The sequence below is a fragment of the Martinezella rhizogenes genome (genome assembly GCF_000799715.1).
In the GTDB taxonomy this organism is placed as follows: domain Bacteria; phylum Pseudomonadota; class Alphaproteobacteria; order Rhizobiales; family Rhizobiaceae; genus Rhizobium; species Rhizobium rhizogenes_C.
In genome coordinates this window covers 40,184-63,173 of record NZ_JUHG01000019.1, presented here as the reverse complement: position 1 = coordinate 63,173, position 22,990 = coordinate 40,184, and the positions used below count along the sequence as shown (strand labels likewise).

21 protein-coding genes are annotated in these 22,990 nt (G+C 58.8%); 13 read left to right on the top strand and 8 right to left on the bottom strand.

Translation table 11 applies throughout. The features are described 5' to 3' along the window. Positions 1 to 58: 58 nt before the first annotated feature. Complete coding sequence (locus EX00_RS28160) at positions 59 to 427, top strand: response regulator transcription factor (protein ID WP_047465314.1); 369 nt, start codon at positions 59 to 61, stop codon at positions 425 to 427. A 555-nt stretch (positions 428 to 982) separates the two neighbouring features. Continuing rightward, a complete protein-coding gene (locus tag EX00_RS28155; protein ID WP_047465313.1) occupies positions 983 to 1,981 on the top strand; it encodes a helix-turn-helix transcriptional regulator in 999 nt (332 codons plus the stop codon). A 216-nt stretch (positions 1,982 to 2,197) separates the two neighbouring features. Here EX00_RS28155 and EX00_RS28150 read toward each other — a convergent pair whose 3' ends face one another. Next, a complete protein-coding gene (locus EX00_RS28150; RefSeq protein WP_052210982.1) occupies positions 2,198 to 4,351 on the bottom strand; it encodes a peptidase domain-containing ABC transporter in 2,154 nt (717 codons plus the stop codon). Next, on the bottom strand, positions 4,348 to 5,637 hold the full coding sequence (locus EX00_RS28145) for an HlyD family secretion protein (protein ID WP_080761342.1): 1,290 nt from the start codon (positions 5,635 to 5,637) through the stop codon (positions 4,348 to 4,350). Before EX00_RS28145 ends, EX00_RS28150 begins: the two co-directional genes overlap by 4 nt. Positions 5,638 to 6,020: 383 nt before the next feature. Here EX00_RS28145 and EX00_RS31590 point away from each other — a divergent pair, with 383 nt between their 5' ends. From EX00_RS31590 to EX00_RS28090, 11 genes are all read left to right on the top strand, one after another. Next, positions 6,021 to 6,260, top strand: a complete 240-nt coding sequence (locus EX00_RS31590) for a hypothetical protein (RefSeq protein ID WP_155294147.1) — start codon at positions 6,021 to 6,023, stop codon at positions 6,258 to 6,260. A 214-nt stretch (positions 6,261 to 6,474) separates the two neighbouring features. Continuing rightward, entirely contained in the window at positions 6,475 to 6,843 is a 369-nt protein-coding gene (locus EX00_RS28135) for a phosphomannose isomerase type II C-terminal cupin domain (protein ID WP_047453647.1), read from the top strand. Positions 6,844 to 7,247: 404 nt separating this feature from the next. Then, positions 7,248 to 7,637 (top strand): nuclear transport factor 2 family protein, encoded by a 390-nt coding sequence (locus tag EX00_RS28130; RefSeq protein WP_047465309.1) that lies wholly within the window; start codon positions 7,248 to 7,250, stop codon positions 7,635 to 7,637. A gap of 69 nt (positions 7,638 to 7,706) precedes the next feature. Further along, positions 7,707 to 8,540: a helix-turn-helix domain-containing protein gene (locus EX00_RS28125; RefSeq protein WP_047465307.1), complete on the top strand. Its 834-nt coding sequence runs from the start codon at positions 7,707 to 7,709 to the stop codon at positions 8,538 to 8,540. A gap of 243 nt (positions 8,541 to 8,783) precedes the next feature. Next, a complete protein-coding gene (locus tag EX00_RS28120) occupies positions 8,784 to 9,551 on the top strand; it encodes a FadR/GntR family transcriptional regulator (RefSeq protein WP_047465306.1) in 768 nt (255 codons plus the stop codon). A 5-nt stretch (positions 9,552 to 9,556) separates the two neighbouring features. Next, positions 9,557 to 10,540 carry a D-erythronate dehydrogenase gene (denD, locus tag EX00_RS28115; RefSeq protein WP_047465304.1) on the top strand — a complete coding sequence of 328 codons (984 nt, stop codon included), beginning with the start codon at positions 9,557 to 9,559 and terminating at the stop codon, positions 10,538 to 10,540. A 1-nt stretch (position 10,541) separates the two neighbouring features. Beyond that, positions 10,542 to 11,318: an SDR family oxidoreductase gene (locus EX00_RS28110; RefSeq protein WP_047465302.1), complete on the top strand. Its 777-nt coding sequence runs from the start codon at positions 10,542 to 10,544 to the stop codon at positions 11,316 to 11,318. Between the two features lie 106 nt (positions 11,319 to 11,424). Continuing rightward, positions 11,425 to 12,492, top strand: a complete 1,068-nt coding sequence (locus tag EX00_RS28105; protein ID WP_047465300.1) for an ABC transporter ATP-binding protein — start codon at positions 11,425 to 11,427, stop codon at positions 12,490 to 12,492. A gap of 154 nt (positions 12,493 to 12,646) precedes the next feature. Further along, positions 12,647 to 13,960, top strand: a complete 1,314-nt coding sequence (locus tag EX00_RS28100) for an ABC transporter substrate-binding protein (protein ID WP_047465297.1) — start codon at positions 12,647 to 12,649, stop codon at positions 13,958 to 13,960. A 66-nt stretch (positions 13,961 to 14,026) separates the two neighbouring features. After that, complete coding sequence (locus EX00_RS28095; protein WP_047465295.1) at positions 14,027 to 14,962, top strand: carbohydrate ABC transporter permease; 936 nt, start codon at positions 14,027 to 14,029, stop codon at positions 14,960 to 14,962. Positions 14,963 to 14,977: 15 nt separating this feature from the next. Next, positions 14,978 to 15,877, top strand: coding sequence for a carbohydrate ABC transporter permease (locus tag EX00_RS28090; RefSeq protein ID WP_047465292.1), 900 nt, complete (start codon positions 14,978 to 14,980; stop codon positions 15,875 to 15,877). Positions 15,878 to 15,984: 107 nt separating this feature from the next. On the opposite strand, the gene EX00_RS28085 is transcribed toward EX00_RS28090, so the two are convergent. The 6 genes from EX00_RS28085 to EX00_RS28065 form a co-directional block, all read right to left on the bottom strand. Then, positions 15,985 to 18,036 (bottom strand): methyl-accepting chemotaxis protein, encoded by a 2,052-nt coding sequence (locus EX00_RS28085; RefSeq protein WP_047465290.1) that lies wholly within the window; start codon positions 18,034 to 18,036, stop codon positions 15,985 to 15,987. Positions 18,037 to 18,331: 295 nt separating this feature from the next. Next, positions 18,332 to 18,499 carry a hypothetical protein gene (locus EX00_RS31825; protein ID WP_202903784.1) on the bottom strand — a complete coding sequence of 56 codons (168 nt, stop codon included), beginning with the start codon at positions 18,497 to 18,499 and terminating at the stop codon, positions 18,332 to 18,334. 145 nt (positions 18,500 to 18,644) lie between these two features. Then, positions 18,645 to 20,162, bottom strand: coding sequence for a tripartite tricarboxylate transporter permease (locus EX00_RS28080; RefSeq protein ID WP_047465287.1), 1,518 nt, complete (start codon positions 20,160 to 20,162; stop codon positions 18,645 to 18,647). A 9-nt stretch (positions 20,163 to 20,171) separates the two neighbouring features. Continuing rightward, complete coding sequence (locus tag EX00_RS28075) at positions 20,172 to 20,663, bottom strand: tripartite tricarboxylate transporter TctB family protein (RefSeq protein WP_047465283.1); 492 nt, start codon at positions 20,661 to 20,663, stop codon at positions 20,172 to 20,174. Beyond that, positions 20,660 to 21,604 (bottom strand): Bug family tripartite tricarboxylate transporter substrate binding protein, encoded by a 945-nt coding sequence (locus tag EX00_RS28070; protein ID WP_047465282.1) that lies wholly within the window; start codon positions 21,602 to 21,604, stop codon positions 20,660 to 20,662. The genes EX00_RS28075 and EX00_RS28070 overlap by 4 nt, the downstream gene beginning before the upstream one ends. A gap of 260 nt (positions 21,605 to 21,864) precedes the next feature. Continuing rightward, a complete protein-coding gene (locus tag EX00_RS28065) occupies positions 21,865 to 22,932 on the bottom strand; it encodes an ABC transporter substrate-binding protein (protein WP_047465281.1) in 1,068 nt (355 codons plus the stop codon). Positions 22,933 to 22,990: the final 58 nt, after the last annotated feature.

Sequence of the window (22,990 nt, the reverse complement as noted above, 5' to 3'; positions counted from 1 at the left end):
GCATTTTAAGGTCATGAAAGGGCGCGGCGCGTGATGTGGGGCTCAGAGAGGAAGTCGTTTGTCTCAGTCAAAGCTCATCGCTATCGTCGATGATGACAGATCCGTGCGTGACGCGACGGAGAACCTCATTCGATCTTACGGGCTGAATGTACGCACATTTGCGTCCGCTGAATCCTACCTTGCCGCAGCACGGGATTGCAGCATGGATTGTCTCGTCACGGATGTGCAGATGGATGGGATCGGTGGCGTGGAACTATTTCAAATTCTGCGCGAGTTCGGGATTACAACACCCGTCATATTTATCACCGCTTTTCCGGACGAGCACATAAGCAAGCGGGTGATCGCTGCAGGTGCCGTCGCTTTTCTAGGCAAACCTTTCGAGAGCCAGACATTAATTGATTGTATTGAACGCGCGCTGACGCATTGAGAGATGCCGACGTCAGGCAAGTATTCCAGCCCCAGTTTTCCACGTCGCCATGGCTTGCAGGCGGTGAATATCGTTGCTGTATCTGGCGATGGTCGACATGCCCGATAGAGCCGGCATCGAACTCTTGAGCATGCGGATGCTGCTCGTCCGTCGTCTCAAATCCCAGGCAAATAGAGGAGGGTCCTTAAGTAAATGCCAGGTAGCAGGATTAGATCCTTGGCGGTCAAGCTGCTTTCTGGGCAGTCGCCTGTACGGAAGTTCGTGTTTCAATGCTCATTTACAGATACAACTTCTAGGATAGTTTTTTCGTCCTACGGTCATGCTGACCGATAGTTAAACACGAGAAACAATGGCGCAATCTATATAGCGTTATCATTATCCGTCCTAGAACTCTCAAAGACGAGCACTAATTTATTAATGATATCCGCCAATTGCGTTGAGCGGCAGAGGCGTTTGGGAAGGCTGACACCTTCTCTTGGAAAAATAGACCCTAGATGAAGTCTGTATGCTTCAACGCAATTTCTGCAACCTAAAGCATTAAATGATTAAACGGTAATGTCGCAAAAAGTTATTGACCAATACATCGGTAGTTTCGAGGCCTTTTCCCGCGAGGCAATCATCCGTCATCTCGATGCGTTGGGGGGTAGTTGGAAGTGGACTGTGCCTGCGGAAGAGAGTGGGGATTACGCATTCCAGATCGATAGGCAGCCTCTCCAGTCGACATCGATCGTCTATGCGGCCCATTCCAGTGGACTTGAAGGAATGGTCACGCATGACATACCTCGCGTCTGCATCGCTTTCGTATTGGCGGGAGAGGTCGAAATCTACGACAGGCGTACGCGCCAAACATCCCGCATTTCCGCCGACCAGGTCGCAAGCATCAAAGGCCGGGTGGGAAGGCAACTCCGTATCAAGCCCCATAGTTCCTGGCTGGTATTCCAGATTCCCGAATCGGAACTGCAGCGGCATTTCGAAGAGCTGACAGGCAAACCTTATGTTCAGGAGTTTTCCATACCTCCGACTAGCTTTCGTAAAGGCGATGCGCATGGTCTCTACCAGACGCTTCGACAGGCCGAAGAAGACCTGAAGGCTGCCAATCCCGCAGAAAGAGCAATGCTTGCCCGAGCCTACAAGGAACTGGCGTTGATCAAGCTCTTTGCCAAGCTGCCGCATAATCTGACTGATGCCTTCAATCAAGGTATGTTGAAGGAGGCGCCGCGGCAGCTTTTGAAAGCGGAAGCGTTCATGCGGAATAATTTGCACAACCAGGTCACGCTGGAAGATCTTGCGAATGCCGCGGGCTGCAGTTCGCGAGCACTACAGCGCATGTTTCACACCTACCGTGGCGACAGCCCGATAGCCATATTATGTCACTATCGGCTTGCGGCAGCGCACGGGGCGCTCAAGGGTGGACTAGCCGAGAGCATCACAGATCTTGCCATGAGCCTTCAGTTTTCCAATCCGGGAAGATTTTCAGCTCTCTACAAGAGCGCATACGGCTTCAGCCCCTCATCCGAGCTTCGCAATGCCCGTAAACACGATGATGCAAACTGAACGACCTGTCGCAGCTTTCAGTGTCAATCGGCCCAATATGTGCCGATGAAATATTCCGCGCGACTGACGGAAGCCGGAATTGAGCCCGCCATTGAAAACATCCCGCCAGTTGGAGCTGAGGGGCAATAGGCTGGCCTATCGGCCATGGCCGCATGACTTAAACCGACAGGCCTCCGATCAACCCGGCGCGCTTAATATCCGTCACCCGATGGCTGATCAGGTTTCAGCTTGAAGTTTTGTTGTGGCATCTTCCCGATTACCCGTAAGACTGCGGATATCAATCACGCGGTCGGCCATGGCAAGGGTCGATGGCCGATGTGCGATAATGACACGCGTGATGGAAAGACGACGAACCGCGGTGTTGATGGCGGCCTCGTTTTCCGGATCGAGATGACTGGTCGCTTCATCGAGAAGCAGCACGGACGGTCGCCGATAAAGAGCTCTCGCCAAGACTATGCGCTGCCGCTGGCCGCCCGACAGGGTGCTGCCCATGTCGCCGACAAATGTTTCATACCCCATGGGCATCTTGAGAATTTCATCGTGAATTGAGGCCAGCATCGCACATTGCCGGACCCCAGGCAGGTTGGGCACCGGATCGAATCCGCAGATATTCTCGGCGATCGAGCCGGCGAAAAGCCGGTCGTCCTGGAGGACGCAACCGACCGTGTCCCGATAAGCTGCCAATCCCACCGCCGACAACGCTCTCCCGTCGATCCTGACTTGTCCCTCGTTCGGCAATATCAGGCCCGCCAAGATCTTGAGCAAGGTCGTCTTGCCAGCTCCCGACGGACCCGCGATCCCGACACATTCGCCAGCGTTGATTGTCAGGCTGATCCGTGACAGCACCTCCGGTTCGTTATCGGCATAACGGAAGCTGATACTCTTGACCTCCAGCCGGCCGGTCTCCACGGGAGGCTGTTCTGGCTCCACCGTAGCGGTGGCTCGCATGACTTCCTCTGGTTTTGCAAGTGCTATATCGGCAATGCGTTCTCCGTGCAGGGAAAGCATGCGCAGTTGCAGTGCCGTGGAAATAAAGCTGTCCATGCGTGACGTGAACTGATCCTTGTATGCGAGGAACGCCATCAGCACGCCGACCGACATGTCGCCGTCGAGGATCCAGTGGGTTCCGAAATAAATAATCAGGATGCGGTCGATGCCGAAGAGCAGCCGGCTGGCGCTTTGAAAGACGGTGTCGAATTTCTGTAAGCGCAGATTGGCGTTGATCCGGTCAACCAGATGGTTGATCCAGACACCGCGGCGGCGCTCCTCAAGGTTAAGAACCTTGAGACTTGCCATACCACGTACGCTTTCCATGAAATGGGAATTCTCCTGGGCCGAATAGACGATCGCCTCTTCCGACAAGCCCCGATAAGGCGTGTAGGTCAGAAACCTGACCAGGGCATAGAGGCCTACGGCCGCGAGAGCGATCGCCACCAACCAACCACCGTAGAGCCACATCATGACGACCAGAGCGACCGACATTACTCCATCGAGCAGCGCCGTAATCGCGTTCGTCGTCAGCGTCTGGCGAATCGAGTCGAGCGAGCCGAAACGCGAAACGACATCTCCAACGTGCCGTTTCTCAAAATAGCTGAGCGGCAGCCGCATTAAGTGATCGAACAGGCTCGCCTTCCATTGCAGGATGAGGCTCGAGCCGATCAGCATCGTCGACCACGACCGGACGAAGCCCGCTAGGACTTGCAGGATCAAAAGCAGGCCGAAGGCGAGCGCAATCAGGGTCAGGAGATCATAATCTGCGGCAACGACGACTTCGTCGATCACCAGCTGGAAGCCAATCGGCATGGCAATGGTGATGATCTCCAGCAGCACCGAGATTGCAAGGATCTGGACCGCCGCCCGGCCCAGACCCGAGGTGCGCTTGATTATCTCGGTGATGTGAACCCGCTCGCGCTCGTTCTTCACCGTGAAACGCTCGGTCGGCCATGCCTCGAGCGCAACGCCGGTGAAGTGCTTGGAAACTTCAGGAAACGGGATCGTCCGGCGGCCGGTCGCCGGGTCGTGAATGGTGACGCCGCGCACCCCGACACGCGTAAGAACGACAAAATGATTATGATCCCAATGCAGGACGCATGGCAGCCGCAATTGTCCCAGATCCGAGAGCTCCAGACGAACGGCGCGGGTTGCCAGTTCGAGGCCAGTGCCGACCTTCAGGAGGTCCCGAAGCGTCATTCCTTTCAAGGACGCGGCGAAACGCCGCCGCATGGCCGGCAGGTCCAGGACGTGTCCGTAATGGCTGGCCATCATGGCCATGCAAGCGAGGCCGCATTCGGCCGCCTCGGCCTGGATGATGACTGGCGTGCGGCTGGTGCCACCACCAAGCACGCGCCTTGCAAGATCCGAACGCATCATTGTTTTGTCCCGCTAGAAGTCAGCATTTCCGAAAGGCCATAGAGTGGCTCGAACACCCACTGGTAGAGAGGGCGTGTCTCGACGAGGATATGTGCCTCGACCTGCATCCCCGCCTGCAGCGGCACCTTGCGGGCGTAAGTTGTCACGACGGGAGATGCTGGGCGCACGGTAACGCGATAGACCCCCGTCGAGGAGGGCACTGCGGCGCCGCCATCGACCAGCAGCTTCATCTCGTCCTGCCTGAGAGGTGCGCGTGATATCTGGGAAACCACGCCGGCATATTGGCCGAACTTCTGATAGGGGAAAGCGGCGTAGCGCAGCAGCACCTTTTCGCCCTCATGCAGGAAGCCGATGGCATCGCTCGGAGCCAGCAATTGGGCCTCTAGCTCCGCATCGTCGGGCATGATCGTAAGGAGGGGTGTGCCGGTGGACACAGTTTGTCCGACTTGCGTGATGACCGAGGTAATTACGCCACTCCGCGGCGCCGTGATCTGAATGGCGCGGCGGGATTCGCCATCGGCGATCTGACGCTCGATATCGACAAGCTGGCGGCTCCATTCTCCGATTTCGGAAGCTGACCGTAGTTCGAAGCTTGCCAGTTGATCGTGAACCTTGCTCAATTCCGAGTCGAGTTCAATGCGCTGCTTTCTCAAACTTTCCAGGTTAACTTTTTGAATCATATAAGATTGCAGGCGGCTCTCAAATTGTTGTGAGATTGAAATCCCTTGTGTCATCAGATTCTTTTGACTCTCGGCATAGTCAAGGAGCGTCTTCGTGAACTGCTCGGCAAGGTCGATCTGGTAGTCGGCCTGTTTTATCTCTCGTGTCAGATTCTCCTGTTGGTTCTGGAGGCTGTCCTTTTCCTTGACCACCATCTTTTCCCGTCGATCGATCTCAGCGCGAAGCTCGTCGCGCTTCGTCCTCAACAGCTGGTTGATGACATCTTGCGTGTTGCCGAGCGATGTCGTGCTGTCAAAACTCACCACATAGAGCGGTGCGCCGCTGAGCACTCTTTCACCGTCCTTGACGAATTGTTGGGTAAGCCATCCCGAACCAGGGGCCGCGATGCGTGTCAGCCCTTCTGTCGGGAGCATCACACCGGAGACACGCACCCGTCTCGTGTAGTTGCCGAACACCAGGAGCAGGACAATGGCAACGGCAATAACCGCTGACACGATCGCCACGGCTGTGGTGGGTATGCTCCTCAGGACAGTCGGCTGGCCAAGCCAGGCAAGATCCCTGGCTTCCAATGACTCGCGACGGAACAAAGAGGGACCTTCACTCATGTCTGCCCGCCAGCCGTGGGTTTGCTACTGTTGAGATTGCGAGCCCATCATCGATGATCTCTTTGCGTGTATTGAGCGAAATCTTCAACGCAAGATAAACCATGGCGCCCTTTTCGCTTTTCGTACCGCATTGGCGAGATGTGTATTGATAATACCAACCGTTATAATTAATAGTATACATCGAAGAACAATTCAACATTTTTGTAAATTAAATCGTTGTCCCACAATGATTTGATAGTATATCTTTTATGTTTATCTTTAATATTACATTCTGTTAAATTAAATATATTGACTCTATGGATATACTGGGCAATAACAACGCGGCAATACAACTACAATGATCATCTGTATTGCAATTCAACCCTAGCTTAAAGGAAACTATCATGTCTGAAATGACCCTCCGTTCCCTAAGCAGCGATGAAATCGATGCGGTCTCCGGCGGCGTAACTTTTGATGACGCCTATCACGACTTCATCGTAGGCGGCGCCCTTCTTGGCCAAGGTGCTGCGGCACTTGTAGCAGGGGCCTACACCGGTATCGCCCTGACACCAGGGCTTGTCGTCGGTTCCCTCGGTGGCCTTCTTGGTGGCCTCCCAGGTCTTCCGAGCATCCCGGCCTTGTGACCACTTAACCATCAATCAGAAATGAACAATGCCCGGTACAAGCTTCCGGGCATTGTTCACTGCTTTGGTGCGCGGATGATCACGAGTCGGCACCACGGCACGGCACGGCCTCGCATAGCGGGTCACTATCGTAAGCGCCCTCAAGGTTGAATGAAGCCCACCCATACTTTTCGACTACATTGCGGCCGATCGACTTTTTGCAAAGGAAATTTCATTGGAATCTGGAAGTCTTTATAAGGTAGGTGACAACGATCAGCGCCCCTGGGGCACATGGCATGTGCTCGATATCGGTGATCGCCACGTCGTCAAACGCATTGTCGTGAACCCCGGCGAGCGGCTGTCGCTGCAGTATCACAACCATCGCTCGGAGCGTTGGACCGCCGTTTCGGGACATGGCATTGCCGAGATCGACGGAACCGAACACTCTCTGCAACTCGGGCACACGGTTGATATTCCGCTCAAGGCAACGCACCGGGCATCATGCACCGGCGATACACCGCTGGTTTTCATCGAGATCCAATATGGCGAGCTCCTCGACGAGAACGACATCATCCGGCTCAGCGACGATTACAACCGGGTCTGATATCCCGAATCTGACACAGCTATTGTGACTGGCGTTCACAGCCACTCGGCTATTCGCTGCGGTGATCAGCCATATATAGTATAGTCGACAACCGACTGGCGCGGATGCGAAAACCGAGCTCCCTCGGAGCTCAACGCGTGTTCAACAAGCCGGTCCGGCCCGTCGCACATCCCGTTTGACGCAATTCGGCCATTGTCCCGCGAACCACGACCGGGTTGATCTCCGGCATCCTGGCTATCCGCTTTGCCATTACATCGCGTGTAATTGAGGGGACGCCGCTGCAAGGGTAATCAGAGGCCGTCTTCCCGCAGGAGGAGCATCCAATCCTTATAACGAAAACGCCGGCCTTGATCGCAGCTTACCCACAAGCGCGTTACTCGGGAGGTCGGCTGAGGAGACTGGTAATGACGTCTATGACTTTCACCAAAAGTGAAGCGCCGGAATGGTTGTTGGCCTTCTGGAAGGAGATCGATGACAAGACCTTTGGCAAAGGCTTTGATTGCTTCGCAAGGGATGCCACCTGCCATCTGGGTGTCGCTAGCTGGAAGGGGCGCGAGGTCATTCGCGAGAACCTGCGTGCCTTCATCGATACCGGCTTTACTGCTCTGCACGATGTCGCGGAATATTGGGACGGCGGCTCGCTCAAAGTGTTTCACGGGACGGTGACAATGACACCCAACGACCATTCCAAGCCTGTTATCCGGCCGGTCATGACCCATTTCTTTTACATGGACGAGAAAGAGCCTGACAAGGTACGCCACTGGTTCGGGTCCGTCGGTCCCGTTGCGTTTTGATCTGTATCGGCGGCGGCGGGTGCTCACTCCCGCCGCCGATCGGCAGCGTTCAGGGGAGATTGTTACAGTATGAGACCTGAGCACAGTCATTTGGGCAGAGTGCCCAACGAACTTGGACCTCAGTTGCGAGCCTGGCGCGGCATGCGCGGAAAAAGCCAGCTTGACCTATCGCTTGATACGGGCATCTCGCAACGTCAGATCAGCTTCATCGAAAGCGGCCGAAGCACCCCCGGCCGTCACAATCTTCTCCATCTCGCGGATGCCCTGGATGTGCCGTTCCGCGAGCGTAATGCATTGTTGCTGGCAGCTGGCTATGCCCCAATCTACGCTGACTGCGGCATCGAGGATCTTGAAGTCAAAGGCGTCACGGATGCCCTCAAGCGCATGCTCGCACAGCATGAGCCTTTTCCAGCGGTCGTGATGGATCGCTACTGGAATGTTCTCATGAGCAATGACGCGACGTCGCGCTTCTTCAATCTGTTTATTGATGTCTCGGCTCGCGAGAAGCCGCGCAATCTCCTCCACTTGATGTTTGATCCGCAAGGCCTGCGGCCGTTTATCCCGAATTGGGAGGAAACCGCTCGGAGCTTGCTGGCGCGCGTGTTCAGAGAATCCGTTGGCCGTTTTATTGATGCCCGCACCAAGGCGCTTATCGACGCTCTTCTGGCATATCCGGACGTGGATGACGCCTGGAAACTATCCATGGCCACCGGCAGCGCACCCGTCATCCCGCTGTCATTTGTTACCAGTGGCCAGGTCCTGAGCTTTTTCTCGCTCGTCACAACCGTAGGCACCGCACAGACGATTATGACGCAGGAACTGAGGGTCGAGTGTATGTTTCCGATAGATAGCGTGACGGAGGCGAACTACATCAAGTTGCTGAAACCGGCGGATGAAAACTAAAGTCAAATCGGCACAAGCATCGATCATGGTCGACGGGCTGACCTTAATTTAAAGAAGCAAGGCATAGATCAGCCTCATCAAAGAGCGGCGCCACGCCACCCTCATTCCCGCTCAGATTGCGGCAGTGCAGGGGAATTTCCCCAATTTCTGTTGCGCTGCGGCGACGAAATCGTCTTGACGGATTTCACTTCACAACCCTTAATAAACTGATCTGCTGGACCAACCAGTGGACCGGAGGGCGCGATGGACGAAAGTCCTATTTTAATGGAGGTACCGAATATCGCGCGGAGCCTCGCCCGCCGGACGGCGCGTGACGTCATCGCCGAAAAGCTGATGGTGCTGATCGCCACCAACATGTTGCGGCCGGGCGACGAATTGCCGGGCGAACGCGAACTGGCCAATGTTCTCCATGTCAGCCGCGAAACGGTGCGCGGCGCTATCCAGACGCTTGCTGGGCAGGGCATTATCGAGGTTTCGCATGGCAGCCGCAGCCGCGTCTGCAAGGTCGATCTCAGCCACATTACGGTGACGATCGCCTCTCCCAACGCCATCGACAGCTACGATCTGGAATCGGTTCACGCAGCGCGTCTCCATATCGAACTCAAGGTGGTCGGCGATGCCGCCGACCGGATCGACGACGCGTCGCTGGCAAAGCTGCAGGCGCTCTTGGAAGCGCAGCGTCTCGGTGGGGACGATGCCATGCGTTTCCTGATTTGCGACCGCGAATTTCATGTCGCGATCTATCGCGCCTGCGGGAACCCGCTCCTCGCCGCTTTCGTCACCGATCTATACACCTACATGATGCATTATCGGCGCAACGCCATGTCCAAGCCGGGTGCCATCGAAGCGAGCTACAGCGATCATCTATCCATTTTTGAGGCCCTTACGCGGCATGACCGGGAGGCCGTCATTGCGGCGTTCCAGCATCATCTGACACGCATTTACGAAACGACCAAAATTCTGCTGGCCACCGACAAGGCGGCTCGAGCTAGCGAGCATGAGGAGATCTGACTGATATGCATGTGATGGTTATCGGAGCGGCCGGCATGATCGGCCGCAAGCTGGTGGAAAAGATCGGGCTGGAAGCGGAAGTGCTCGGCCGCGGGATCGACAAATTGACGCTTGTCGATGTTATTGCGCCGCCGGTGCCGGCGGCACTTGCATCCATCTCCGCCGTGCTGACGGTCGATCTCTCCGATGCGGCTAGCGCGGTCAGGCTTTCCGGCATGCGGCCGGATCTGATCTTCCATCTCGCGGCGATCGTCTCCGGCGAGGCCGAGGCGGATTTCGACAAGGGCTACAGCACCAATCTCGATGGCACGCGCTCGCTGTTCGAAGCCATCCGGCACGAGGGGCAGAAGGAGCCCTACAATCCCCGCGTCATCTTTGCTTCGTCCATCGCTGTTTTTGGGCAGCCCTTTCCGGACAAGATCGGCGACGATTTTTTCACGACGCCTCTGACGAGTTACGGTACGCAGAAGGCGATCTGCGAACTCCTGCTTTCCGATTATTCGAGGCGAGGGATCTTCGACGGCATCGGCATTCGCCTGCCGACGATCTGCATCCGGCCCGGCAAGCCCAACAAGGCGGCCTCCGGCTTCTTCTCGAATATCCTGCGCGAGCCTCTTGTCCATCAGGAAGCCGTGCTGCCGGTGGATGAGAGCGTCCGGCACTGGTTTGCCAGCCCGCGCTCCGCAGTCGGCTTCTTCATCTATGCCGCGCGGATCGACAGCAGCAGGATCGGGCCGCGCCGAAATCTCACCATGCCCGGCCTGTCCGCGCTTGTCGGCGAGGAGATCGAGGCTCTGCGCCGCGTCGCGGGCGAAAAAGCGGTCAAACTCATTCGTCGCGAGAGCGATCCCGTCATCCGTTCGATCGTTTCCGGATGGGCGACGGATTTCGATGCGCAGCGCGCGACGGCCCTCGGCTTCAGGGCGGAAACCAATTTCGATGAGATCATCAGGATCCATATCGATGATGAGCTTGGAGGGAAAATCTGAGATGCCGCAATCCGCAGCCGCACAGAGAACCCAGGTCGCCCTCGTCACCGGCGGGGGCACCGGCATCGGCCGCAGCATCGCCAGGGCGCTGAGCGCGGAGGGTTATGCCGTTGTCATCACCGGCCGCCGCAGCGATGTTCTGGAAAAAGCCGTCAGCGAACTTGCCGCCGAGACCGGCGGTGCGATACGGGCGATCGCCTGCGATATCGGCGCCGCCGAGCAGGTCGCTGACCTTTTCGGCAAGATCAAAGCCGAGTTTGGCCGCCTCGATCTTCTCGTCAACAATGCCGGCAGCGGCGCTCCGGCGATCCCGCTGGAAGACGTCACCTTCGAGCAATGGAGCGGCGTGGTCGCGGCCAATCTTACCGGCGCCTTTCTGTGCACGCAGCAGGCTTTCAGGCTGATGAAATCGCAGGAGCCTCGCGGCGGCCGTATCATCAACAATGGATCGATCTCGGCGACGACGCCGAGGCCGAATTCCGCGCCCTATACGGCGACCAAGCATGCGATCACCGGCCTTACGAAATCGACCGCGCTCGACGGCCGGCCATACGATATCGCCTGCGGCCAGATCGATATCGGCAATGCCGCAACCGACATGACCGCGAGGATGAGTTCGGGCGTTCTGCAGGCGAACGGGGAAATCGCCAGCGAACCGACGATTTCCGCGGAGCATATTGCTCGCGCAGTCGTCTACATGGCGGGCCTGCCGCTGGAGGCAAATGTCCTGACCATGACGGTGATGGCGACGAAGATGCCGCTCGTCGGCAGGGGATAGAATGTTGAAGTGGACTTGGCGAACGTTCTGGCGGTGAATATCCCGGAGGAGGGGACGATCGGCAGAAGGGGGCCAAAATAGGGAACAGGTTCGGGGAGGGACTTTTATGGCAGGTGTCGAGTTTGTCGATGTCAGGAAATCATTCGGGGCGTTCCCGGTCATCAAGGGCGTGAATATCGAGATTGCGGACGGGGAGTTCGTGATCCTGGTCGGGCCGTCCGGATGCGGAAAATCCACGCTTCTGAGAATGCTGGCCGGGCTCGAGAATATTTCCGCCGGCGAAATCCGGATCGGCAATCGTGCCGTCAACGGCATCCCGCCGGGCGACCGCGACATAGCGATGGTATTTCAGAACTATGCGCTCTATCCGCATATGTCGGTGGCGCAGAACATGGCTTTCTCGCTGATGCTCAAACGCTCGCCGAAAGCCGACATGGATCAGCGGGTCAACAAGGCCGCGGAAATCCTGGGCCTTACCAAGCTTCTCGACCGCTATCCGCGTCAGCTCTCGGGTGGTCAGCGCCAGCGTGTCGCCATGGGCCGGGCGATCGTGCGCGATCCGCAGGTATTCCTCTTCGACGAACCGCTCTCCAACCTTGATGCCAAGCTCCGAGTTGCCATGCGCGCGGAGATCAAGGAACTCCATCAACGCCTCGGCACCACGACCGTCTACGTCACGCATGATCAGATCGAGGCCATGACGATGGCAGACAAGATCGTCGTCATGCATGATGGTGTCGTGGAGCAGGTGGGAAAGCCGCTCGATCTCTACGACACGCCTGCCAATCTTTTTGTCGCGGGTTTCATTGGTTCGCCGGCGATGAACATGATCAAGGGCCGGCTCAATCCAGAGAACGGCAGCCAGTTCATCGCCTCGGACGGAACCATCCTGCCGGTCGCGAACCCGCCTGCCGGCGCGAAGGGTCGTGACCTCGTCTATGGGCTGCGTCCGGAATATATTGCGCTCGACCCCAACGGTCTGCCGGCGGAAATCACGGTGATTGAGCCGACCGGCTACGAGACGCAGATGATTGTCCGGTTTGGCGGCAGCGACGTCAACTGCATCTTCCGGGAGCGGATCGATGCCCGACCCGGCGATACGCTGCGCATTGCCATCGATGTGCCGCACGTCCATCTCTTCGACGCCGAAGGCGGGCAGCGATTGAGTATCTGATGCCGCTTCAACGGTGAGGGGGAAGAAGAGGAGTCTTCCCGCTTGTCCGTCGATGCGGAAGCATCCGGCAGGCTCGGATGCGATGGTCGTCGTTCACCAAGCGGGAAGGTGGGCGTCGGGGGATTTGCTCCCGTTTTCAAAGGAGGAGAATATCATGACATTCAAGAGACGTGACTTTCTTGCCGCATCGGCGGCAGCAGCCGGTATCGCCGGCCTTTCGCCGTTCGGCATGCGCCCGGCATTCGCCCAGGCCGAACCCGCCTACACGCCCGAAAAGGGCGCCAGTCTCAGGCTTCTTCGCTGGACGCCCTTCGTCAAGGGAGACGAGGATGCCTGGATCGCCAATACCAAGAAGTTCACGGAGGCGACGGGCGTCGAGGTTCGCGTCGACAAGGAGAGCTGGGAGGACATCCGGCCGAAGGCGGCTGTCGCGGCCAATGTCGGTTCCGGCCCCGACATGGTGATGTGCTGGTTCGACGATGCTCACCAGTACCCCGACAAGCTGGTCGACCTGACGGAACTTGCCACCTATCTCGGCAACAAGTACGGCGGCTGGTATGACGGCGTGCGCGGCTATGCAACTCGCGGCGATAAGTTCATCGCCATGCCGTTGACGGCGATCGGCAATGCCGTCGTCTATCGCGACAGCCACGTTAAGGCTGCGGGCTTCAGCGAATTCCCCAAGGACACCGCCGGCTTTCTCGAGCTTTGCAAGGCAATGAAGGCCAAGGGCACACCCGCCGGATTCCCGCACGGCAAGGCCGTCGGCGACGGCAACAACTACGCCCATTGGCTGCTTTGGAGTCATGGCGGCAAGATGGTGGATGAAAGCGGCAAGGTGACGATCAACAGCCCCGAGACGCTGGCGGCCATTCATTATGCGAAGGACCTTTACGCCACCTTCATCCCCGGCACGGAAAGCTGGCAGGACATCAACAACAACCGGGCCTTCCTTGCCGGGCAGGTGTCGCTGATCGCAAACGGCGTGTCGGTCTATTATGCGGCGAAGAAAGATCCGAAACTCGCCGAGATCGCGGCCGATATCCGGACCACCAACTTCCCGATCGGCCCCATCGGCAAGAGCGTCGAGCTGCACCAGACGAGCTCGTTGCTTCTCTTCAGCCATACCAAATATCCGGAAGCCGCCAAGGCCTATATCAAGTTCATGATGGAAGGCGACCAGATGAACGCCTGGATCCAGGGATCAAGCGCCTATTGCTGCCAACCCTTGAAGGCCTTTGCCAACAACCCAGTCTGGACCGCCGACCCGGTGCATGCGCCCTATGCCCGCGCGTCGGAAACGCTGCGCCCGAACGGCTATGCCGGTCCCCTGGGCTATGCATCGGCAGGCGTGATGGCCGATTATGTGCTCGTCGACATGTTCGCCGCCGCCGTGACCGGCCAGATGACTCCGGAGGATGCGATGAAGGAAGCTGAGCGCCGGGCGAACCGTTACTACAGGGTTTGATCCCGCGCGAAGACCTGCAGCATGCCGGCGACGGCATGCTGCGACCGCCCATCAGGAGATAATATCATGTCGACCGTAACATCCGGGGATACGACGCGCAGTCCGATCAGATCGCTCATGCGAAACAACAACATGCTCGGCTTCCTCTTCATGTTGCCGGCCGCCATTTTTCTGGTCTGTTTTCTGACCTATCCGCTCGGACTTGGGGTCTGGCTCGGTTTCACCGACACGCGGATCGGGCGCACGGGCAATTTCGTCGGATTGGAAAACTACGAATTCCTGTCCCATGATTCCGTCTTCTGGCTGTCGGTGTTCAATACGCTGCTCTACACCTTCGTGGCTTCCATCCTGAAATTCGTGCTCGGCCTTTGGCTGGCGCTGCTTCTCAACCAGCATCTGCCGTTCAAGTCGTTCTTCCGGGCGATCGTGCTTCTGCCCTGGGTTGTTCCGACGGTGCTGTCGGGATTGGCATTCTGGTGGATCTACGATGCCCAGTTTTCCATTATCTCATGGTCTTTGATGAAGATGGGCCTGATCGACAGCCCGATCAATTTCCTTGGCAATCCGATCAATGCGCGCATCTCGGTCATCGTCGCCAATGTCTGGCGCGGCATTCCCTTCGTGGCGATTTCGCTGCTTGCCGGCCTGCAGACGATTCCTGTTTCGCTTCAGGAGGCGGCATCCCTGGATGGCGCCACAAGCTGGCAGCGTTTCCGTCATGTGACGCTGCCGATGCTGACGCCGATCATTGCCGTGGTGATGACGTTCTCGGTGCTGTTCACCTTTACAGATTTCCAGCTCATCTATGTGCTGACCAAGGGGGGGCCGGTCAACGCGACGCATCTGATGGCGACGCTTTCCTTCCAGCGCGGCATTCCCGGCGGTCAGCTCGGCGAGGGCGCGGCGATCGCGGTCGCAATGATCCCCTTCCTGCTTGCCGCCATCATGTTCAGCTTCTTCGGTCTGCAGCGCCGCAAATGGCAGCAGGGCGGACAGGACTGAGATCGGGAGAACGCCATGAACACCAAAATCAACACCGCCACTCCGGTCCTGACCGACAATGTCGAAGGCATGAGCTATCTCAACCGCCTGCCCCGGCGCATCGTCATGCTCTATCTGCCGATGGCGGTATTCGTCTTCGTGCTGCTGTTTCCCTTCTATTGGATGGCCATAACGGCGATCAAGCCGAACGCGCAGTTGACCGACTACGACAATTACAGCCCCTTCTGGGTCGTCGAACCGACACTCGATCACATCAAATATCTGTTCTTCGAGACCTCCTATCCGGGTTGGCTCTGGAACACGATACTGGTGGCTGTCGGGTCGACGGCGCTGTCACTGCTCGCCTCCGTCTTCGGCGCCTATGCCATCGAGCGCATCCGTTTCACCGGCTCACGTTCGATCGGGCTGCTGATCTTCCTGGCCTACCTCGTTCCGCCGTCGATCCTTTTCATTCCCCTGGCCTTTATCGTCTTCAAGCTCGGGATCTACGATTCCAGGCTGGCTCTGATTTTCACCTATCCGACGTTCCTCATCCCGTTCTGCACCTGGCTGCTGATGGGCTATTTCAGGTCGATACCCTTCGAGCTGGAAGAAAGCGCGCTGGTCGATGGCGCCAGCCGGTGGCAGATCCTTATGAAGATCATCCTCCCGCTCGCCGTGCCCGGGCTGATATCGGCGGGCATCTTCGCTTTCACGCTCTCCTGGAACGAGTTCATATATGCGCTCACCTTCATCCAGTCCTCGGAAAACAAGACCATTCCGGTCGGCGTTCTGACGGAACTGGTGCGCGGCGATGTCTTCGAATGGGGTTCGCTGATGGCCGGCGCGCTATTCGGTTCGCTGCCGGTCGTCCTTCTCTATTCCTTCTTCGTCGACTACTACGTTTCGTCGATGACGGGCGCGGTGAAGGAATGACGAAGCCTTCATGCGGAGCAAGCCTATTTGTCGAGGCGATTACGGTGCACGCTTTTCGGCGTGCACCGTGACAGCTTGAGACCGTCGCGCACCCAGTCAGCTGAAGATCAGAATTCTTCCCAATTGTCGGCGCTGGAGTTTGCAGCCGGTGCGCTCGATCCACCGTTGAAGGCCCTGGCGAGATTGCCAACCATCCTGCGGGCCGGCGAGGCGACCGGACGTGCGGAAGTTTCCGCCGGACGCGGTGCCGTGGCACGCGTGTTCGGCGGCGCCGAGCGGCGGACCGGGGCATAGGTCGGAACGGGGGGTGCCATGAAAGCCGCCGGGACGTGTCCGCCCTGATCGGCCATGCGGAATTGGCCGATCATGTCAGCCAGAGCACGGGCGCTGTCGGCGAGGCGATGCGTGACAGCGGTCGCCTCTTCGACCATTGCCGCGTTCTTCTGGGTGAACTGGTCCATCTGGTTGACGGCGCTGTTGATCTCGCCAAGGCCAGACGACTGTTCGCGGGCGCCCGTGGCTATCGCCGCGATATGGCCGTTGATGTGATTGACCTGCTGGGAAATTTCGCTAAGCGCCTTGCCGGTCTCGCGGACCAGCGACACACCGCCGGCAACGGCCTGACCCGACTTGCTGATCAGCACCTTGATGTCCTTGGCGGCGCTTGCGGAGCGCTGGGCCAGTTCGCGGACTTCCTGTGCCACGACCGCAAAGCCTTTGCCGGCTTCGCCGGCACGCGCCGCCTCAACACCGGCATTCAGCGCCAGCAGGTTGGTCTGGAATGCGATCTCATCGATGACGTTGATGATCTTGCTGATTTCGTTCGACGCCTGCTCAATGCGCCCCATGGCCTCGACGGCATCGGAAACGATCTTGCTTGAGCTTTCGGTGCTGATCTGCGCGCGGCGGGCCATGTCTGCCGCTTCGTCGGCCTTGGAGGAGGAGGCGCGCACGGTCGTGGTGATTTCCTCAAGTGCCGCCGAGGTCTCTTCCAGCGAGGAAGCCTGTTGCTCGGTACGCTTCGACAAATCGTCGGTCGCAGCACGCATTTCGGCAGAGCTTGCCTCGATACCGGCGGTTTCGTTGCGCAATTCGGCCAGCGTGGAGGAGAGCTTCTCGATTGAGTTGTTGAAGTCCATTCGGAGGACGTCGAGATTGCCGGCGAAAGGCTGCTCGATGCGGACTGTCAGATCGCCGTTGCTCAATTGGTGCAGACAGCCGGCGAGTACGTCGACAGCCTGCTGAACGGCGCGGGTGTCCTCGGCCTTTGCGGCGTCGCGCTCCTGGCGTTCACGTTCGCGCTCGGTGACGGCTTCCGCGGCTGTGCGTTCGATCTCGATCTTCTGCACGGCGCTTTCGCGGAAGACATTGATGGAGCGAGCGAGCGCCCCGATCTCGTTCTTCAGGTCCTGATGCGGGACGACTGTTTCAAGATGGCCGGTCGCAAGGCTGTTGGCCACGGCGGTCAGGCGGGGAAGGGCACCGACGATCTGGCGAACGAAAAGAGCAATGAGGCCCGCCGCGATGACCAGGACGATCAACGCCGTGGTGCCTATGGCATAGACCATTTCGCTAGCAATGCCGTTGATTTCCGCGGCACGGACACCCGCATAGAGAATACCGATGACATCACCCTTGGGCGAGAAGATCGGCTGATAGATGGTATAGTAAGGGACGTTGAGGATAACGGCCTCGCCACGATAGGCTTCGCCCTTGGTGGCAAAAGGATAGACGGCGCCCTGCTGGCCGAGCGCGGTGCCGACGGCGCGGTTGCCGTCCGCCTTGACGATGTTGGTCGTGCGGCGCCAGAAATCCTTGTTCTCCGGATCCCAGGCGAAAAGCGTCGCCGTCTGGCCGGTCATGCGGCCGATAGCGTCGATCATGCTGTGATCGGCGAATTCCTTTGGTATCGCGTCGGTGACGATGCGCTCGACATTGCCATCCTTGCCCCAGCTTACCCTGGTACCCGGCAGGTCGCGCTCGACGATAGTGGCCGCGGTGCGCAGGCTGGTGTTTTGGCTGGCGATTGCCTGTTGTTGAATACGGCTGGCAATGCCGTTGGAAATGACCCAGGACACCGCGGCGAGCGCCGCGATCAGGATCAAGACCGTCGTCAGGGTGATTGTCTTTGTAATACCGAAGCGCGAAAAGATCTTCATGGAACCCTGCATGTTCAGAAACGAAGATCTTGAGTCTAAAGCGAATGGTTGAAAAAAAGATGAAAGACCACTTTTATGTGCTTTATCTTTCGATCGGTGCGCAAAGTGGGCTCTTTGTCTTGCTTTATATTACTAAAGTATCAATTTGTAATTGAAGTCCACCTGCGCGATCACGAGGACCTGACAACGCTGCATCAACTTGGCTGGCGGCCATTTTCGCGATCTGCCCCGGCGAACTGAAAAGGGGAGAGTTCGCGTTTAACCCGATACTGATGTCGCCGCCGATTCTTTCGGTTCAGCCGCGCTTTACGTCGCGAAAGTTCGCCGGGTCGATACCAAGCGTATAGAGATCGCGGTCGCGCGGGCGGCGGCTGCCTTCGACCGCAGCGGCGGAAGCTGATGCCGCACTGAAGATGGCGATGGCATCGCTGAAGAAGTTACGCGCTTTTCTGGAGACGGACATTGGATTTGTTCACTTTCTACTAAATTCGATAGGCCTCAAATGGCCCTCCATATCCGCCTTCACAATGCACAATAGAACATCTCAGCCATGCAAACAGAAAAGGCCCGGTTAACCGGGCCTCTCTTTGATGATTCTGTGAGAGGCGTTAATCCTCGTTGGCGGCAAGCTGCGACAAGGTTTCACCGCGCCCGCGAGCCCTCAGGATCAACGGCACGACCAGCGCCGCAGCGGCGATCAGCAGCAATACCGCCGAGATCGGCGAGGTGAACAGCACTGTGACATCGCCCTGGCTGATGGCTAGGGCTCGCCGAAGCTGCTGTTCGGCCAGCGGTCCAAGGATCAGGCCCACCACGACCGGCGCGATCGGATAGCCGAAAATCCGCATGACATAGCCAAGAACGCCGAAGGCGAGCAGCATGCCGAGTTCGAAGACCGATGGATTGGCGCCGATCGTTCCGAGCGTGGCAAACAGCAGGATGCCCGCATAAAGCCATGGTTTGGGAATGGTGAGGAGCTTCACCCAAAGTCCGACCAGCGGCAGGTTGAGCACCAGCAGCATGAAGTTGGCGATCAGCAGGCTGGCGATCAGGCCCCAGACGAGCTGCGGGTTGGTCACGAACAGCAGTGGGCCGGGTTGCAGGCCATATTGCTGGAAGCCGGCAAGCATGATCGCCGCCGTCGCCGTCGTCGGTAGGCCGAGGGTCAGAAGCGGAACGAGCGTTCCAGCGGCCGATGCGTTGTTGGCAGCTTCCGGGCCAGCCACGCCTTCAATCGCACCCTTGCCGAATTCCTCCGGATATTTGGTCAGGCGCTTTTCGGCTGCATAGGACAGGAAGGTGCCGATTTCGGCGCCGCCCGCCGGCATGGCGCCGATCGGGAAGCCGATCAGCGTTCCGCGCAGCCAGGCCTTCCAGGACCGTGCCCAATCCTGGGCCGTCATCCAGACGGAGCCCTTGACCGCCTCGACCTTGTCGGGTCCGCGATTGCCTTGCGCGGCGATGTAGAGGGATTCGCCGATGGCGAACATGGCGACGGCAAGCGTCGTCACTTCGACGCCGTCAAGCAGATCCGGAACACCGAAACTCATGCGCGCCTGGCCGGTGAGCTGGTCGATGCCGATAATGGCGAGTGCAAAGCCGATGAACAGCGATGTCAGTCCGCGCAAGGTGGAATCGCCGAAGGCCGAAGACACCGTCACGAAAGCCAGCACCATCAGCGCGAAATATTCGCGCGGACCGAAGACCAGCGCCAGCTTGACGATGACGGGCGCAATGAAGGCGAGCCCCAGGGTGGCGATCAGGCCGGCAACGAAGGAGCCGATGGCAGCGGTCGCGAGCGCCGGCCCGCCGCGCCCGGCCCGCGCCATCTTGTTGCCCTCGAGCGCGGTGACGATCGAGGCGCTTTCGCCGGGTGTGTTGAGCAGGATGGAGGTCGTCGAGCCGCCATACATGCCGCCATAATAGATCCCGGCAAACATGATCAGCGACCCCGCCGGATCGAGCTTGTAGGTCACTGGCAGGAGCAGCGCCACGGTCAGCGCCGGGCCGATGCCGGGAAGCACGCCGACAGCCGTTCCGAGCGTAACGCCGATCAGAGCATAAAGCAGGTTCATCGGCTGGGCCGCGATCATCAGACCCTGCAACAGAAAATCAAATGTGCTCATGTCGGGGCCTCACCAGAATAGATGTTCGAGCGGACCGGCTGGGAGCGACAGCTGCAGCAATCCGGAAAAGATCAACCAGACCCCGAGACAGAGCGTGATGCCGAGCGGGATCGATATCCAGAGCTTGCGCTTGCCGAAGGCGGCGGCGGTCGCGGCAAAGAGCAGACCGGTCGCAATCGAAAACCCCAGCGGCTTCAATAGCAGCATCTGGGCGGCAAGACCGCCGACGATCCAGACCACGGGCGCGACTTCCTGACGTTCCCGCGCGGGAAAATCGGCGCGCAATGCGGCAAATACGGTCCAGGCGGACAGGAACAGCAGTCCGCACGCGATCACAAAGGGAATGGTCGCGGGACCGATGCCCGAATAGCTCGCAATTTTCGCCAGCCGCGAGCTGTCCCAGAAGATCAGGCCGGCAAGGGCGGCGAGAAAGACGGCGATGACAAGCGCCGCCCGATCCGGGCGGCGTGTCTGTGTCGAAGGGGAATTGCCCGTGGTCATTGAACGAGCCCGATGTCCTTGAGGACGCCTTCGGTCGCGGAAATATCCTTGGCGAGCTGTTCCTTGAAGGCGTCGCCGGCGAGATAGGTGTCCTCCCAGCCCTTCGTCTTCAGAAGCTCCTGCCAGCCGGCGGACTTGACGAGCTTTTCAACGTCGGACGACACGGCCGCCTTCTGCTCGTCGGTCAGACCGGGTGCTGCCGCGATCATGCGCCAGTTTTCGACGACGACGTTAAGACCGCTTTCCTTGATCGTCGGCGCATCGATGCCGTCGAGGCGCTCTGCGCTCGACACGGCCAGAAGACGCAGCGTGCCGGCTTTTACCTGGGATTCGAATTCTCCGTAGCCGGAAATCCCTGCCGTCACCTGGCTGCCGAGGATCGCGGCCAACGCCTCGCCGCCGCCGGAAAAGGCGATGTAGTTGATCTTGGTCGGATCGACGCCCGCCGCCTTGGCGATCAGACCCACCGCGATGTGGTCGGTGCCGCCGGCCGAACCGCCGCCCCAGGAAACCGAACCCGGATCCTTCTTCAGCATCTCGACGAGATCGCCCATGGTCTTCAGCGGTGAGGAGGCCGGGACAACGATGGCTTCATATTCGCCGGTCAGGCGCGCGATCGGCGTCACGTCCTTGAGTGTCACCGGCGATTTGTTGGTCAGAATGGCGCCGACCATGACATAGCCGCCGACGATCAGGGCGTTCGGATTGCCGTTCGACTGGCTGGCGAACTGCGCCAGACCAATGGTGCCGCCGGCACCCGGCACGTTCTGTACCTGGACATTGCGGGAGATGCCTTCCTGCTGCATCACGGACTGGATGGAGCGGGCGGTCTGGTCCCAGCCGCCACCGGGATTGGCCGGTGCCATGATGGTGTAGTCCGCCGCGAAAGCAGGTAGCGCCAAGGCGCCGGCAAGCATGGAAGCCAGAAAAAACTGTTTCACGATTAGTCCTCCGTCGAGCGCTCTTTGGAGATTGGCGCGGTGTTCATCCTTTTTGCGGACGGGGATTGGCTTCATCGATTAAGCGGCGCAGGCGATTGAACGGCCCGATTGCGCCGGGTCCGGATGAAATACTCCTCCCATACGCTTCGATCATTCGCCTCCACGAATGATGAAGAGCTGCAAGCCATCACAGGAAGCTGACATCTAGCTGACATCGGACGCTGCCGCGCCGATGATTCCTCCCGATATCCGGGGGCCGGCTATTGCAGGCGTAAGGCTTCGTTCCACCGGGCAATCAGCCGGGCGCGCTTGACTTGGTCGAGATAGACCATCAGGCCGGGGCTGACTGGCACTGGTCGTAACTGGCCGCCCAGCATTTCGCGCATCGTGTTGGCGGTGTTGGCGCCGGCGACATCCGGGCTCACCGCCGGTATTTGCAACTCGCGGGCCATGATCGTCTGACCTTCCTTGGACATGAAGAATGCCAGGTAGCGCTTTCCGAGATCCGGCGAGGCCGCCGCCTGCGGCACAAGCCCGATGCGCGACATGACGACGGTATAGTCCCTCGGCAGAACGATGCCGACATCGGGGTGCCGCGAGGCCCAATTGGCGGCGTAGGAGCCGAGGATGTTGTAGCCGAGCGTGAAGCGGCCGTCGGATACGCGCTCGAGAATGGCCGTGCTGGTCGAATAGACTTTCACGCCGGCCGCCCCCATGGCCTGGATGACCGACCAGATGTCGCCGAATTGCTCCTGGTCGCGTGCCATGAACAGAAAGCCGACCCCCGATCGCTCGATATCGTAGGTGCCGATCCGGCCACGGACCTCGTTTCCATGCCGCTTCAGGTAGTCAACCAGTTCCGCGCGCGTCGAGGGAGGCTTCTCCTTGGCGAAGCTTGGCTTGTGGTAGACGAAGACGGCGGGCTCGAAGGTCAGCGCATAGGCGGTGTTGCGCCAGTTTGCCCATTCCGGCCAACGGCCGCTCATGGGCAGATCGCTGCGCTGGGCATATCCGTCATTGCTAAGCTTGACCTGAAGATCCATCGCCGAGGAGAAGGCGAAATCCGCCGTCCTGCCGCCGGCGTCGGTTTCCTTGACGATCCGGTCGTAGATCTCCCCCGTCAGCATGTCCTCGTAGCGCACGGCGACATCGGGGTTGGCCGCCTGAAAACCCCTGATCATCGGCGTCGCCAGGGGCTCGTCCAGCGAGGAATAAACGATGACCTCGGGCGCATTCTCATTCCCAGACAAGGCCGGAAAGACAACCGGCTCCGCGGCAGCAAGGCTTGGGGCAAGGCAGATGAAAAGAAGGACAGAAAGAAACCGCATGAGACGATATTGCCGTACCGATACACCGTTCACAAGCGTATGCCCGTCCGCGCGAGCG

What these genes read in the sequence shown, in the direction of transcription:
- EX00_RS28085 (WP_047465290.1), bottom strand. Translation starts at nt 18,036, where the DNA reads ATGAAGATCTTTTCGCGCTTCGGTATTACAAAGACAATCACCCTGACG.
- EX00_RS28120 (WP_047465306.1), top strand. Translation starts at nt 8,784, where the DNA reads ATGGACGAAAGTCCTATTTTAATGGAGGTACCGAATATCGCGCGGAGC.
- EX00_RS28130 (WP_047465309.1), top strand. Translation starts at nt 7,248, where the DNA reads ATGACGTCTATGACTTTCACCAAAAGTGAAGCGCCGGAATGGTTGTTG.
- EX00_RS28145 (WP_080761342.1), bottom strand. Translation starts at nt 5,637, where the DNA reads ATGAGTGAAGGTCCCTCTTTGTTCCGTCGCGAGTCATTGGAAGCCAGG.
- EX00_RS28100 (WP_047465297.1), top strand. Translation starts at nt 12,647, where the DNA reads ATGACATTCAAGAGACGTGACTTTCTTGCCGCATCGGCGGCAGCAGCC.
- EX00_RS28110 (WP_047465302.1), top strand. Translation starts at nt 10,542, where the DNA reads ATGCCGCAATCCGCAGCCGCACAGAGAACCCAGGTCGCCCTCGTCACC.
- EX00_RS28065 (WP_047465281.1), bottom strand. Translation starts at nt 22,932, where the DNA reads ATGCGGTTTCTTTCTGTCCTTCTTTTCATCTGCCTTGCCCCAAGCCTT.
- EX00_RS28090 (WP_047465292.1), top strand. Translation starts at nt 14,978, where the DNA reads ATGAACACCAAAATCAACACCGCCACTCCGGTCCTGACCGACAATGTC.
- EX00_RS28125 (WP_047465307.1), top strand. Translation starts at nt 7,707, where the DNA reads ATGAGACCTGAGCACAGTCATTTGGGCAGAGTGCCCAACGAACTTGGA.
- EX00_RS28075 (WP_047465283.1), bottom strand. Translation starts at nt 20,663, where the DNA reads ATGACCACGGGCAATTCCCCTTCGACACAGACACGCCGCCCGGATCGG.
- EX00_RS28080 (WP_047465287.1), bottom strand. Translation starts at nt 20,162, where the DNA reads ATGAGCACATTTGATTTTCTGTTGCAGGGTCTGATGATCGCGGCCCAG.
- EX00_RS28095 (WP_047465295.1), top strand. Translation starts at nt 14,027, where the DNA reads ATGTCGACCGTAACATCCGGGGATACGACGCGCAGTCCGATCAGATCG.
- EX00_RS31590 (WP_155294147.1), top strand. Translation starts at nt 6,021, where the DNA reads ATGTCTGAAATGACCCTCCGTTCCCTAAGCAGCGATGAAATCGATGCG.
- EX00_RS28150 (WP_052210982.1), bottom strand. Translation starts at nt 4,351, where the DNA reads ATGATGCGTTCGGATCTTGCAAGGCGCGTGCTTGGTGGTGGCACCAGC.
- denD (WP_047465304.1), top strand. Translation starts at nt 9,557, where the DNA reads ATGCATGTGATGGTTATCGGAGCGGCCGGCATGATCGGCCGCAAGCTG.
- EX00_RS28155 (WP_047465313.1), top strand. Translation starts at nt 983, where the DNA reads ATGTCGCAAAAAGTTATTGACCAATACATCGGTAGTTTCGAGGCCTTT.
- EX00_RS28105 (WP_047465300.1), top strand. Translation starts at nt 11,425, where the DNA reads ATGGCAGGTGTCGAGTTTGTCGATGTCAGGAAATCATTCGGGGCGTTC.
- EX00_RS31825 (WP_202903784.1), bottom strand. Translation starts at nt 18,499, where the DNA reads ATGTCCGTCTCCAGAAAAGCGCGTAACTTCTTCAGCGATGCCATCGCC.